The sequence below is a fragment of the Rhizobium sp. LEGMi-198b genome, from assembly GCF_054114205.1.
The window spans coordinates 1,326,576-1,340,543 of the sequence record NZ_JBSYVH010000001.1 but is presented as its reverse complement, the minus strand read 5'-3'; the positions used below and the strand labels follow the sequence as shown (position 1 = coordinate 1,340,543).

Annotated in this window: 12 protein-coding genes; 1 reads left to right on the top strand and 11 read right to left on the bottom strand. The window is 61.3% G+C overall.

The features are described from left to right. Window positions 1-6: 6 nt before the first annotated feature. Both ACXHXG_RS06565 and ACXHXG_RS06560 read right to left on the bottom strand, forming a co-directional pair. Entirely contained in the window at window positions 7-1,395 is a 1,389-nt protein-coding gene (locus ACXHXG_RS06565; protein WP_457898784.1) for a M20/M25/M40 family metallo-hydrolase, read from the bottom strand. Between the two features lie 113 nt (window positions 1,396-1,508). Beyond that, window positions 1,509-1,925 carry a MarR family winged helix-turn-helix transcriptional regulator gene (locus ACXHXG_RS06560; RefSeq protein ID WP_283048471.1) on the bottom strand — a complete coding sequence of 139 codons (417 nt, stop codon included), beginning with the start codon at window positions 1,923-1,925 and terminating at the stop codon, window positions 1,509-1,511. Window positions 1,926-2,373: 448 nt separating this feature from the next. Here ACXHXG_RS06560 and polA point away from each other — a divergent pair, with 448 nt between their 5' ends. Then, window positions 2,374-5,376, top strand: coding sequence for a DNA polymerase I (gene polA, locus ACXHXG_RS06555; protein ID WP_457898783.1), 3,003 nt, complete (start codon window positions 2,374-2,376; stop codon window positions 5,374-5,376). A 78-nt stretch (window positions 5,377-5,454) separates the two neighbouring features. Here polA and phnN read toward each other — a convergent pair whose 3' ends face one another. The 9 genes from phnN to phnL form a co-directional block, all read right to left on the bottom strand. Continuing rightward, window positions 5,455-6,057 carry a phosphonate metabolism protein/1,5-bisphosphokinase (PRPP-forming) PhnN gene (phnN, locus tag ACXHXG_RS06550; RefSeq protein WP_104821583.1) on the bottom strand — a complete coding sequence of 201 codons (603 nt, stop codon included), beginning with the start codon at window positions 6,055-6,057 and terminating at the stop codon, window positions 5,455-5,457. Continuing rightward, on the bottom strand, window positions 6,054-7,193 hold the full coding sequence (locus tag ACXHXG_RS06545; RefSeq protein ID WP_104821584.1) for an alpha-D-ribose 1-methylphosphonate 5-triphosphate diphosphatase: 1,140 nt from the start codon (window positions 7,191-7,193) through the stop codon (window positions 6,054-6,056). Before ACXHXG_RS06545 ends, phnN begins: the two co-directional genes overlap by 4 nt. A gap of 16 nt (window positions 7,194-7,209) precedes the next feature. Continuing rightward, complete coding sequence (locus ACXHXG_RS06540) at window positions 7,210-7,896, bottom strand: DUF1045 domain-containing protein (RefSeq protein WP_285169090.1); 687 nt, start codon at window positions 7,894-7,896, stop codon at window positions 7,210-7,212. 188 nt (window positions 7,897-8,084) lie between these two features. Further along, the gene (gene phnE, locus ACXHXG_RS06535; RefSeq protein WP_283048478.1) at window positions 8,085-9,431 is read right to left on the bottom strand and encodes a phosphonate ABC transporter, permease protein PhnE; all 1,347 of its coding nucleotides are present in this window, start codon (window positions 9,429-9,431) and stop codon (window positions 8,085-8,087) included. Window positions 9,432-9,439: 8 nt separating this feature from the next. Then, window positions 9,440-10,420, bottom strand: coding sequence for a phosphonate ABC transporter, permease protein PhnE (phnE, locus tag ACXHXG_RS06530; RefSeq protein ID WP_457898782.1), 981 nt, complete (start codon window positions 10,418-10,420; stop codon window positions 9,440-9,442). A gap of 66 nt (window positions 10,421-10,486) precedes the next feature. Next, a complete protein-coding gene (gene phnD / locus ACXHXG_RS06525; protein ID WP_104821588.1) occupies window positions 10,487-11,392 on the bottom strand; it encodes a phosphonate ABC transporter substrate-binding protein in 906 nt (301 codons plus the stop codon). 92 nt (window positions 11,393-11,484) lie between these two features. Beyond that, window positions 11,485-12,339, bottom strand: coding sequence for a phosphonate ABC transporter ATP-binding protein (gene phnC, locus ACXHXG_RS06520; protein ID WP_457898781.1), 855 nt, complete (start codon window positions 12,337-12,339; stop codon window positions 11,485-11,487). Window positions 12,340-12,645: 306 nt separating this feature from the next. Then, entirely contained in the window at window positions 12,646-13,263 is a 618-nt protein-coding gene (locus ACXHXG_RS06515; RefSeq protein WP_283048486.1) for a DapH/DapD/GlmU-related protein, read from the bottom strand. After that, window positions 13,260-13,967, bottom strand: a complete 708-nt coding sequence (gene phnL / locus ACXHXG_RS06510; protein WP_283048488.1) for a phosphonate C-P lyase system protein PhnL — start codon at window positions 13,965-13,967, stop codon at window positions 13,260-13,262. The genes ACXHXG_RS06515 and phnL overlap by 4 nt, the downstream gene beginning before the upstream one ends. Window position 13,968: the final 1 nt, after the last annotated feature.

Sequence of the window (13,968 nt, the reverse complement as noted above, 5' to 3'; positions counted from 1 at the left end):
AGTAGCTCAAGCCGCAAGCGCATCCAGGATGCGGATCCAGGAGCGGATGCCCTTGTGGTAGGATCTCAGCTCGTATTTCTCGTTCGGCGAATGGATGCGATCGTCGGCGAGGCCGAAGCCGACCAGCAGGGATTCCATGCCGAGCATCTTCTGGAAATCCCCGACGATCGGGATCGATCCGCCCATTCCGATAACGATAGCCGGCTTCGGCCACTCGTTGGAAAGAGCATTCTTCGCCTTGGTCAGCACCGGCGAATCGTAGGAGAGTTGGATTGCCGGCGAGGCGCCATGCTCGTGGAATTCCACCGAGCAATCGGCCGGAACCTTCGAGCGCACGTAAGCGCGGAAACTCTCGCGGATTGCTTCCGGGTTCTGCTGCCCTACGAGGCGGAACGAAACTTTCGCCGACGCCTTGGCGGCGATGACGGTCTTGAAGCCGGCGCCGGTATAGCCGCCGGTGATGCCGTTGACCTCAGCCGTCGGCCGTGCCCAGGTGAGTTCCATCACCGAACGGCCCTTTTCGCCCGAGGGAATAGAGAGGCCGACTTCGCCGAGGAATTTTTCTGTCGTCATGCCGAGCGTTTCCCAAGAAGCCTTGATATTGCCCGGCGTCTCCTCGACGCCGTCATAGAAGCCGTCGAGCGTGATACGGCCGGTCTCGTCATGCAGGCCGGCGAGAATATCGGCGAGGATATGGATCGGATTGGCGGCCGCGCCGCCGAACATGCCGGAATGCAGGTCGCGATCGGCAGCATTGATGATGATTTCTTCACCGACGAGGCCGCGCAAGCCGGCCGAGATTGCCGGCGTATCGCCGTCCCACATGCCGGTGTCGCAGACCAGCGCATAGTCCGCCTTTAACTCGGCGGCATTGGCTTCGAGGAAAGGCTTCAGCGACGGTGAGCCGGATTCCTCTTCACCTTCGAACAGGATGCTGATGCGGACCGGAAGCGCACCCTTGATTTCCTTGTAGGCTCGGACCGCTTCGACAAAAGTCATCAACTGACCCTTGTCGTCGGAGGTGCCGCGGCCGGTCAGGATCTTGCGACCATTGCCCAAGTTCTTAACGGCAGGCTCGAAGGGATCGCTCTCCCAAAGCTCGATCGGATCGACTGGCTGCACGTCGTAATGGCCGTAGAACAGCACATGCGGCGCATCGGCATTTGCTGCGTCGTGATGGGCGACGACCATCGGATGGCCGGGTGTGTCGCGCACGGAGGCGGTAAAGCCGAGCGAGGTCAGGTAGGCGACCAGCCATTCCGCCGCCTTGCGGCATTCCGCCTTGAAGGCCGGATCGGTCGAGATGGATTTGATGCGCAGCAGTTCGAACAGATTATCGAGGCTGGACGGAAGGTTCTGGTCCGCACGGTCGAGAACGGGCGATACATCGGTCATATCCGACTCCTTACGTGAAAATTGGCCGGACGATAGACCAAAGCCGGCCCGGTTTCGAGGCAGGAAAATCGAAAACTTCCGAATGCCCGATCAATTGAACGAGAGAGACAGAGCTAGAGTTGCTTGGCGTTCTCTAGGATGCGCCGGACATATTCGAGCAGCAGTTCGCGCTCGAAGCTGCGGAAGCCGCGGAACAGTTCCTTGTCCGCCGCCATCGCCGCCTCGACGGCTTCCGTCTGCATGGCAGTGGCCTTGCCGGTCAGGAAAACCAGTTGCGCGCGTTTGTCGGATGGATGCGGCCGGCGTTCCACCAGCCCGTCGCGTTCCATGCGCGACAGGGTGTTGGCCATTGTCGCCTGCTCGATATCGACGCGTTCCAGCAATTGTTTCTGCGTCAGCCCGTCTTCGGACCATAATTCGAGCAGGATCGGAAATTGGCCGGGCGAAAAGCCAAGCCCCGCCGCCCGTTGTTGCAACGAGCGGGCAAATCCCTTCGCCATCTGATTGGCAAGGTAGGCCGCAGAGTCCATCCGATTAAATCCCATGATTGCAAGTATGCCCGTATTTTGGAGCAAAACAATCATCAAATCTTGGGTGAAATACGTCTGAGGCAAGCCAAATTCGGGTTATATTTTGCGGTTTGTTTTGCTGGCTATGTTAATGGATTCTAATAGAAAAGCCGCCATGGCCTGGAGGGGGGACCATGGCGGCTTCAGAAGGGGGGACAAAGGCCCGGAGAGGGGGATAGGCCTTTGTCCAAGTCTGACATGGCGGGGGACAGGCCGGTTGCCAGACCCTCGGCGTAATCAATCGCCGGTGAGTATGAAATGAGGCTGCAAATATGGTTTTTCAAGGGAATCCGCAGATTAGATTGATTAAAAATTGGTAACGTTTCGGTGAGAGATTTCGCCCTTTCTGCACATCGCCAGATGGAACTTTATATGGACGTTGGAGGTGCGCCACGCTATCCATGCTTCCATGAAAAAAGGTGATCATCTCTTCCTCGTCGACGGCTCCGGTTTCATTTTCCGGGCCTTTCATGCCCTGCCGCCGCTGACGCGCAAATCCGATGGATTGCCGGTCGGCGCTGTCTCCGGTTTCTGCAACATGCTGTGGAAGCTGTTGACCTCGGCGCGCGACACCTCGGTCGGCGTCACGCCGACGCATTTCGCGGTTATCTTCGACTACTCCTCGAAGACATTCCGCAAGGATATCTATGATGCCTATAAGGCAAACCGCTCAGCGCCGCCGGAAGAGCTGATCCCGCAATTCGGGCTCATCCGCGAGGCGACGCGCGCCTTCAACCTGCCTTGCATCGAGACCGACGGCTTCGAGGCCGACGACATCATCGCCACCTATGCCCGCCAGGCCGAAGCGATCGGCGCCGACGTCACCATCATTTCCTCCGACAAGGATCTGATGCAGCTCGTCACTCCCATGGTCCATATGTATGACAGCATGAAGGACAAGCAGATCGGCATCCCCGATGTCATCGAGAAGTGGGGCGTGCCGCCGGAAAAGATGATCGACCTGCAGGCCATGACCGGCGATTCCGTCGACAATGTGCCTGGCATTCCCGGCATCGGCCCGAAGACGGCGGCGCAGCTTCTGGAGGAGTTCGGCGATCTCGATACGCTGCTCGCCCGCGCCGGAGAGATCAAGCAGCAGAAGCGCCGCGAAAACATCGTCGCCAATGCCGAGCTCGCCCGGATTTCCCGGCAGTTGGTGACGTTGAGGACCGATGTGCCGCTGGAGCTGCCGCTCGATGCGTTGGTGCTCGAGCCGCAGAACGGCCCGAAATTGGTCGGCTTCCTGAAGACGATGGAATTCACCTCGCTGACGCGTCGCGTCGCTGATGCCTGCAATTGCGACGCGGCTGCAATCGAACCATCCGAGGTCAAGGTCGAATGGGGCGATACCGCCCATGGCCCCGACCTGGATGTCGGCGAAAATGTCGATCTTGTTGCCGGCAGCGAGGTCGCGGCCGAGGGTGCCTCCGTGCCTGCGCCGGTCGTCAAGTCGCGCATGGCGTCGGAGAGTGCCGCAGAGCCGGCCGAACTCGCCAAGGCGCGGGCGGCAAGCTTTGCCACCGCACCGATCGATCATTCCACATATGTCACTATCCGCGACGTGACCGCGCTTGATCGGTGGATCGCGGACGCGCGCGAAACCGGCATCGTCGCCTTCGATACGGAGACGACCTCGCTCGATGCCATGCAGGCCGAAATCGTCGGTTTTTCGCTGGCGATCGCCGATAACCGGAACGATCCCTCCGGCGCGATCATCCGCGCCGCCTACGTGCCACTCGGGCACAAGAATGGCGTCGGCGATCTGCTCGGCGGCGGGCTGGTGGACAATCAGATCCCGCTGCGCGATGCCCTTCCGCGATTGAAGGACCTGCTTGAAGACACTTCCGTCCTCAAGATCGCGCAGAACCTGAAATACGACTACCTGCTGATGAAGCGCTATGGCATCGAGCTCAAGGCCTTCGACGACACGATGCTTTTGTCCTATGTGCTTGATGGCGGCGCCAATGCCACGCACGGCATGGACAGCCTGTCGGAGCGTTGGCTCGGCCACAAGCCGATCGCCTACAAGGATGTCGCCGGCAGCGGCAAATCCAACGTCACCTTCGATCTCGTCGATATCGACCGCGCCACGGCTTACGCTGCCGAGGATGCCGATGTGACACTGCGGCTCTGGCTGGTGCTGAAGCCGCGGTTGGCAGCGGAAAAGCTGACCAGCGTCTATGAGCGCCTGGAGCGGCCGCTGCTGCCGGTTCTCGCCCACATGGAGGAGCGCGGCATTACCATCGACCGGCAGATCCTGTCGCGCCTCTCCGGCGAGCTGGCGCAGGGCGCCGCAGCCCTTGAGGATGAAATTTACACGCTGGCCGGCGAGCGCTTCAACATCGGCTCGCCGAAACAGCTTGGCGATATTCTCTTCGGCAAGATGGGCCTTGCCGGCGGCAACAAGACCAAGACCGGGCAATGGTCGACCTCGGCGCAAGTGCTGGAAGACCTGGCGGCCGCCGGCTTCGAGCTGCCGCGCAAGATTGTAGACTGGCGCCAGCTCACCAAGCTGAAGTCCACCTATACCGATGCGTTGCCGGGCTATGTCCACCCCGAGACCAAACGGGTCCATACCTCCTATTCGCTGGCCTCGACCACGACCGGACGCTTGTCCTCCTCGGAGCCGAACCTACAGAACATCCCGGTTCGCACGGCTGAAGGCCGCAAGATCCGCACGGCTTTCATTTCGACGCCGGGCCATAAGCTGATCTCCGCCGACTACAGCCAGATCGAACTGCGTGTGCTGGCACATGTCGCCAATATCCCGCAGCTCGAACAGGCCTTCGCCGATGGCGTCGACATTCATGCCATGACGGCCTCGGAAATGTTCAGCGTGCCCATCGAGGGCATGCCGAGCGAGGTGCGCCGCCGCGCCAAGGCGATCAATTTCGGCATCATCTACGGCATTTCCGCCTTCGGTCTCGCCAATCAATTGTCGATCGAGCGCTCGGAAGCTGGCGATTACATCAAGCGGTATTTCGAGCGTTTCCCCGGTATCCGCGACTATATGGAAAGCACCAAGCAGGCCGCGCGCGACAAGGGCTATGTCGAGACCATCTTCGGCCGCCGCGTGCATTTTCCTGAAATCCGCTCCTCCAATCCATCCGTGCGCGCCTTCAACGAACGCGCTTCGATCAACGCGCCGATCCAGGGCTCCGCCGCCGACGTCATCCGCCGCGCCATGATCAAGATGGAGCCGGCGCTTGCGGCAGCCGGCCTCGCCGATCGCGTGCGCATGCTGCTGCAGGTGCACGACGAACTGATCTTCGAAGTCGAAGACGCCGATGTCGAGCGCTCGACGCCAATCATCGTGTCGGTGATGGAAAATGCCGCCATGCCGGCGGTGGATATGTCCGTGCCGCTGAAGGTGGACGCCCGCGCCGCCAACAATTGGGATGAAGCCCATTGAGCCGCGGGCGCAGCAGGAGGCGGTGAGAGATCCGCGATTTGGTGTGCAAAAAAATGCGTCAGGCGGAACACCGGCCGCTTACTTCCCAATCAGCGCTTCCAGCACGGCAATGATAGCGCGTTCGGCCTCGTCGAGCGTGCCGCTATTGTCGATATCAGCGACGTCGTAGCTGCCGTTGACGGTGAGCGAGCTACGTTCCAGCCGCTTCAGCACATCCTCGCGGCTTTCGCGACCGCGTGCCATCAGCCGCTCTGCCAATACCTCGCGCCGCGCCGTGACATTGATGACTTTCAATTGCGGAAAGGCGGTCTGGAAGCGGTCGAGCACCGAACGCGAGCCGTTGGCGATGACGAGATGGCCGCGGGCAAGCTCCTCCCTGACCGCGGCCGGAATTCCGTATTTCAGCCCATGCGCTTCCCAGGAGACGGCGAAGGCGCCGGCGCGCTCCATGGCGTCGAAATCGGCGTCCGAGACGCTTTTGTGATCCTCGTTGCCGGCATCGCTTTCCCGGGTGATGACGCGGCGGACGAAATGAACATCCGGCCGGCCGGCAAAATGCCGGGCGGCAAGATTCATCAGCGTATCCTTGCCGGCCCCACTCGGTCCGACCACCACGGCCATGATGCCGACGGTATCGGCCGATAGGCCGTTAGCCGGCTTTATGTGGGCCTCGACCGTCATGCGACACGCCGTCCTTCTCGCCAGACCGAGCGCGTCACCGGCACACCATGATCGCGACGGACGCGCACGAGATCGGCGCGCAGGCCCTCGGCGATGCGGCCACGGTCGTTCAGGCTGACGGTCTTTGCGGGGGTTGCGGTCACCATGGCGATCGCCCGCGGCAGCGAAATGCTCTCCACCTCGTCGGCGAGGATGAAGGGAGCATGCAGCAGGCTGAGCGGCACATAATCGGAGGACAGAACGTCGAGGACTCCGAGTTCGGCGAGATCGCGGGCGGCGATATTGCCGGAATGCGACTTGCCACGAACGATGTTAGGCGCGCCCATCAGCACGCTCATGCCCGCGCCGTGCGACGCCTTGGCGGCGTCGATGCTGGTCGGGAATTCCGCAAGGCGAACGCCATAATTGATGGCTTCGTCAACATGGGCGAGCGTCGCATCGTCATGGCTGGCGATGGTGATGCCGCGCTCGGCGCAGACCTTGGAGATGGCGTCGCGATGTGGGGTCGCGTATTTGGCCGATTCTTCCTGGCGCTTGGCGACGAAACGGGCAAAGGCCTCGTCGCTCAAGCCGCGCTTCTTCTGATAGTAGAAGATGTATTGATCCATGGTCTGGAACTGGCGCTGGCCGGGCGCGTGATCCATCAGCGAGACCAGGCGAACATAAGGATCTTTCTCGAAGTCCTGGAAGTGATCGAGGACGTTGTCGGCGGAGACTTCGCAACGCAGGTGGATCAGGTGTTCGGCGCGCAGCCGATCTTCGCGCTCTGCCGCCTGGATCGCGTCGGCCATGTCGCGCATCTCGCCGCGCTCGAAACCGCCGTCTTCATCCGAGCCCATGCGCAAGCAGTCGAATACTGTGGTGATGCCGGAGGTGACGATCTGGGCGTCATGCGCCTGGATGGCGGCCGTCTTGTTCCAGCGCACGCCGGGGCGCGGCGAATAATGGGCTTCCAGATGGTCCGTGTGCAGTTCGACCAGGCCGGGGATCAGGTAATCGCCCTCGAAATCCTCGCCGATAGCGGACTTACCTTCGGAAATGCCGGCAATGCGACCGTCACGGATCAGCACGGAGCCTTCGACGATCTTGTCTTCGAGGACGATGCGGGCGTTGGAAAGGACGGTTTCTTTGGTCATGTCAGGTCTTTCGCTATTAGGCGCCGGAAAGCGGCAGCCAGGAACGGACGGTAAAGGGAGCGCCGCGCTCTTCTTCGATAAAGACGGCGAGGCCGGAAACGTGAAGCGCTTTGCCGATATGGTCGGCGAAGCGCGCGCGCAGGACGTCGTGCATGTCGGCTTGACGTTCGGTGGGGACGCGCCCCGTCAACGTCATATGGAAGCGGAACTCGTCATTGACGTAGGGATAGCCCCAGCGCAACAGATTGGCGCGCTGCGGTTCCGTCAGGCCTTCCGGCTTGCGCCGGGCTATGTCGTGATCCGAAAGCGGCGCACGGAACGGTTCGAAAGCCTTGACCACGCGCGAGGCAAAATCCTGCAGCGGCTGGTAAAGCGAGCCGGGCACGAGCGCGAAGAAATGACCGAGCTGGCCCAAGACCAACTCTGGAATGGTGAAAGCCTTGGTCTGTGAGGCAAATTCTGTGGCGACATCGAGAAGATCGCGCTCGGTCACCGAGCCGGCAAGCTCGAAAGGTGCCTTCAGCGTGGCGTGAAAGCCGTAGCGGCGCGGATCGGCGGTCAGCTCGGCATGGTCTTCCGACACGGGACCCATGGCCTTGTCCGAGAAAATCTCATCGGAAAATGCATCGCGGCCCAGCCAGAGAGCGGCAAGCGCGGTCAACGGATCGTCTTTGGGCGGCGTGAAATAGAGAGCATAGCGCAAGGCTGCATTCCTTGGAAAAATCGGCTGCGCGAGACACTGTTGGGTGATTTGCGACAAACCGCAAGAGCAGCAAGGCAGCAGCGGTTCGAATCCGGCTAAAGCGGGTTCGAGCAATGTTGTCTTGCCGACCTGCGCTACCGGATTCCCGTGACAAAATGATGATGCGCCACGATTTTTCTGAAGGCTTCTTACCGGTTCTGCGTCCCCATCAGGCGTGAGCGCAGCGCGTTGGAACCGGCATCGAACAGGAAGACGACGATCAGGATCAGCAGCACCATATAGGCGACGTTTTCCCAATTGGCGTTGGTGCGCATGGCTTCCCAAAGTTTGAGGCCGATGCCGCCGGCGCCGACTGCGCCGATGATGGTGGCGCCGCGCACATTCGATTCCCATTGATAGAGCGTCTGGCTGACGATGACGGGAACGATCTGCGGCATGATACCGTAGCGATGCACGAGAACCGTCGAGGAGCCCGTCGATTTGACGCCTTCGCGCGGCTTGTTGTCGATGTTCTCCAGCCCTTCGGAGTAGAGCTTGCCCAGCGTGCCGGTCTCCGTCAGGAAGATCGCACCGCTGCCGGCAAGCGGGCCGGGGCCGAAGGCGCGGGTCAGGAACAACGCCCAGATCAGCATGTCGACCGAACGCAGGAAGTCGAAGAAGCGCTTTAATATCTGATTGACCAGGCGGCTCGGCGTGATGTTGCGGGCCGCAAGGAAGGAGAGCGGGAAGGCGGCGAGCGATCCCAGCAGCGTGCCGAGGAAGGCCATGACGATGGTCTGGAACAGCTTGGTCCAGACGTCCCCATGCTGCCAGGCGCCATTGTTCCAAATGTTGTCGAAGGCCAGCGAGAGATTGGATTGCGCCGGGTCGAGGCGTGGCCCGGAGACGATCAGGCCGATCACTTCGCTTGCCGGCTTGTCGAAGAAAGGCGAGTGCGTGTCGAAGACAAAATTCGCCCAGCCGAGGAAACGCTTGCGGATCTTCACGCGGTCGGTGGAAATGCTGACGTCGCCGGCAAAGCCCATATTGGCGAGGATGTTATCGTCATAGACCGTGATCCACGACGGCGGCGGTTCCGAGCCGAGGAGCTTCGGCGCGTCGCCGGTGAAGTCGATCGGAACGGTGACGCCATGCGCGGTCAGGATCGCTTGCGTCTTCGTCACCGTTACGCTGCGGCCGGTGCCGCTGACCGAGATCGTCAGGCTGCCGTCGGGATTGTTCGTCACCCAATCTGGGTGCGGATTATCGCCGAGCGGCGAAAAGCGCGGATATTTGACGCTGATCTTGTCGCCTGAAACGCGGAATTCCGGCTGCACGTCGTAGCTGATCCATTCGCTGAGATAGATGCCGACGCGTTCCCAATGCGCTTCCGCGATGATCTTCGGCAGGTCGAAGAACCAGACGGCGTAGATGCCGTAAAGGATCACGCCGAGAAAGATCATCAGCGCGCCGAAGCGCTGGCGGAATGATCGGTGCAGGATCTCCGGATAGCGTGCTTCGATTTCCTGCATGCGACCGGCGTCGATGACGGACATGGGCAACCTCAGTGTTGCAGAAGGAAGGCATGTTCGCCGATGAGACGGCGACGGAGCCATGCGGAAAATTGGTCGACGGCAATGATCGTCACGAAAAGCAGCAGCACGAGCGCTACCGTCTTGGCGCCGAAGCCGCGCGAGATCGAAAGCTTCAGCTCCTCGCCGATGCCGCCGCCGCCGACGGCGCCGATGATGGTGGAGGCTCGGACATTGATCTCCAGGCGCAGCAGCACATAGGACATGAAATTCGGCAGAACCTGCGGCAGCGCGGCGAAGCGAACGCGCTCCGTCCAGCTCGCGCCGACCGCCCTCATGCCCTCGTCGGGCTTCATGTCGATATTCTCGATCACTTCGTAGAACAGCTTGCCGAGTGCCCCGATCGTATGCAGGCCGACGGCGATGATGGCGGCGATCGGGCCGATCGACAGGATCGCCGAAAACAGGCCGGCGATGACGATTTCGGGAAAGGCGCGCAGCAATTCCATGAAGCGTTTGGTCACCAGACGAACCGGATGCGACGGCGACATGTTGCGCGCGGCAAAGAAGCTGAGGGGCAGGGCGACGACGAAGCCGATGATGGTGGAAACCAGCGCCACGTTGATCGTGATGATCATCAGCTCGAAATATTCAGGAATATAGAAGTTGCCCCAGACATAGACGCGGCCGTTCGGAAAATTGAACTCCTCGCCGCCGACGCCGTTTGCGCCATTGGGGCTCGGCAAGTCGAAGAGCGCGCGATAAACGTCGGCCCAATCCTTGGGGATGAGCCAGCTCAGGAAATCGAAAAGATGCGGCAGGCGATCGAAGAAGTGGCCGGCATTGCTCTCGTCGGCAAAGCGCACGGAGCTGACGAAGGCGATGATCAGGATCAGCAGGCCGATGCCGGTATAAAGGCGGCGGCGCGCCACCATCCTGCTCCAGGCGTCACCGATATCCTTGGCGCCCTGGGGAGCGCCTTGCGTCTGTAGCTGAGTATCGGCAATCGTCATGAATGTCCTGCCCTTGTGATAGGAAAAGGGCGGCCGTCGCCGGCCGCCCTGCAGTCTGGATAGGGATTAGCCGCCGATGGCAGCCTTGCGAACTTCGACAACGGCCTTGTAGAAGTCCGGGTTCACCTTGACGTAGCCCTTGAAGTCACCGCCTTCGATCGCCGAGAAGCACTTGGCATCGGTGGTCGGGAGCTTCAGGAAGAAGTCGGTCAGCTTGGCCTGCCATTCGGTGCCAAGGGCGTTGCGTACGACGAGCGGGCCGTTCGGGATCAGCGGCGAACGCCAGACTTCGACGAGCTTGTTCGGATCGACGGCGCCCTTGTCGACTTCCTTGTGGAAGGTACCGGAGGTGTAGCCGTCCTTGAAATCGCCGAGGCCCGACGAATCGTCAACGGCAACGTCGACCTTGCCGTCATAGGCGGCGAGCAGGTTGTTCTCGTGACCGCCGTTGAACTGGGTCGAAGCGAAGAACTTGTCGTTCGGCATGCCGGTGGTCTTCGGAATCTGCGTCAGCGGAACGAGATAGCCCGAAGTGGAGTCCGGATCGGCGTAGCCGAGCTTCTTGCCCTTGGCGTCGGCGATCGTCTTGATGCCGGAGGACTTCAGAGCGAGACCGATCGAGTAATAGCCGGTCGAGCCGTCCGTCTGCTGCGTGGTCAGGATCGGGGTAACTGCCTTCGGGTCCTTGATGTAGGTGGCTGCATAGCCGGAAGAGCCGAGTTCGGCGAAGTCGAGCGTGCCGCCGAGCAGGCCCTGGATAACGCCGTCATAGTCGGCAGCCGGGAACAGCGATACCTTCTCGAAACCGAACTCCTTCTTCAGGTGGTCGGAGAGGCAGGCGTAGTTGCGCAGGCGGTCGGCTTCGTTTTCGCCACCGAGAATACCAACGCGGAATTCCTTGATGTCCTGAGCGGCAGCGCCGCCAGCGAGCGCGAGAAGCGCCGTGGCTGCGAGAAGGGTCTTCTTCAACATGGGTTCGTCTCCTGATTAACCGGTGTCCCCGGATGTCTTCGGTCTAGAAGAAATGCGCCCTTGACGCGGGCCTTCGATCGCGGCCGTCTCGCTCAGAGACCGGCCAGTGCCAGCGGTTGCGGGCCGGCGGATGCGTTTGCCGCGGCTTGCGCGGGCTGATCGGAAAGATTGATGGCGGTCGACGTCATCGTCTCGTCGATACCGGCGCCATCCTTGTCGGTGCCGTAGATTTCCTTGACCGCCGCGGCCGTCAGCTCTGATGGCTTGCCGTCGAAGACGACGCGCCCCGCCGCCATGCCGACGATGCGTTCGCAATAATTGCGCGCCGTATCCAGCGTGTGCAGGTTGGTGATGACGGTGATGCCCTCACGCTCGTTGATGTCGCGCAGCGCATCCATGACGATCTTGGCGTTCAGCGGATCGAGCGAGGCAATCGGCTCGTCGGCAAGTATCATTTTCGGCTGCTGCATCAGGGCGCGGGCGATGGCGACGCGCTGCTGCTGGCCACCCGACAGCGTGCCGGCCATCTGCAATGCAGTCTGCTCGATGCCGAGACGTTCGAGTGCCGCAATGGCTTGGATGCGCTCCTCGCGGCTGAAGATGGAAAGCAGGCTCAGCGTGGTCGAACGCTGGTTCAGGCGACCGAGCATGACGTTGGTGAGAACGTCGAGACGGGGAACCAGGTTGAACTGCTGGAAGATCATGGCGCAATCGCGCTGCCAGTTGCGCAACGCCCGGCCGCGCAGCTTGGAGACTTCGATGCCGGCGAAATGGATGGAGCCGGAGCTCGGATCGGCAAGACGGTTGATCATGCGCAGCAGCGTGGATTTGCCGGCGCCCGAGCGGCCGATGATGCCGACCATTTGTCCTTGCGGAATGTCCAACGTCACGGAATCGACAGCGAGCTTGTTTCCGAACCGGCGCGAGACATTCTTCAGCTCGAACATGAGGCTTTCCTTTCGCGGCTGCCCGGCTCCGCCGCAACAAACGTTGACGTCTGGGCCGCGGAAATCTGTTGGACGAGCGCATAATCCTTCGCTTCGAAGAAGCCTTCGACGCTGCCATGCGCTGAGCATGAGCAACGCATTAGTCCCGGTTCATGAACCTCCAATGTCAGATTTGTGTAACTGCTGTTACAATTCCTCCCTGTTTGCGCCCTTCCGTAACGGCAACGCAAAAGCCCGAAAACCGGGGAGATTTTCGGGCTTCGAAGAGGATTTGCGGGTGGATTGCGCGAGGACCGCGCAGTGGCGTCATGCGCCGTAGCGGATTAGGAAATCCTCGGCCGAAAGGGCGCGGAAATCGGCAAGCGCGGTGCGCAATGTGGCATGATCCCAATCCCACCAGGCAAGCTTGTCCATGCGTTCGCCGACAGCTTCGGTGAAGCGTTGGCGGATGAGCTTGGCCGGCACGCCGCCGACGATCGTATAGGGGGCGACATCCTTGGAGACAACAGCGCCGGCGCCGATGACCGCACCGTTGCCGACAGTGACGCCCGGCAGGATGGTGGCGCCATGGCCGATCCAGACGTCGTTGCCGATGGTCACGCGGTTGTCGCGCCGCCAGGTGAAGAATTCTGTCTCCATATCGGCATCCGGCCAATAGTCGGCGGCGCGATAGGTGAAGTGATGCAGCGTCGCCCGCCAGGTCGGATGGTTGGTGGCATTGATGCGCACCGCCGCGGCAATGTTGACGAATTTGCCGATGGTGGCGCACCAGACCGCGCCATCCTGCATGATGTAGGAGTAATCGCCGATCTCCGTTTCGTCGATGCGGCAGCGGTCCGAGACTTCGGTGTAGCGGCCGAGCGTCGAGTTGCTGACGCTCGCCGAGGGGCTGATGAAAGGCGTTTCGCCCAATTTGCGGCTCATGCGGCGGACTTTCTGGGCGAAAATTGCGACACGTCGAGAATGCGGCTGCCGACGGCCTCGCGCACTTCCTCGTCATGGAAGATGCCGAGTAGTGCGACGCCGGCCTTTTTCTTCTGTTCGATCATGTCGACCACGACGGCACGGTTTCTCGCGTCGAGAGAGGCGGTCGGCTCATCGAGCAGCAGAATGGCATGATCGGTGATGAAGCCGCGGGCGATGTTGACGCGCTGCTGCTCGCCGCCGGAGAAGGTGGCGGGCGGCAATTGCCAAAGCTCTTCCGGAAGGTTGAGCTGCGCCAGCAGGTTGCCCGCCCTTTCGCGAGCGGTCTCGGCACTTGTTCCACGCGCCAGCAGCGGCTCGGCAACGACGTCGATGGCCGCAACGCGCGGCACGGTGCGCAGGAACTGGCTGACATAGCCCATGGTATGGCGGCGGACTTCCAGCACGGTGCGGGGATCAGCGGCGGCGAGATCGATGATCCTTTCCCGATGCGTCACCAGGATCTGGCCGCTATCGACGGCGTAGTTGCCGTAGATCATCTTCAAAAGCGAGCTCTTGCCGATGCCGGAAGGGCCACCGAGCACCACGCATTCGCCCGATGCGACGGAGAAGGAGACATCGGCGACGACCGGCAGGCGGATGCCGTCACGCAGGTGCATGGTGAAGCTCTTGAAGACTTCGGAAACGACGAGGGGGGTTGCCATG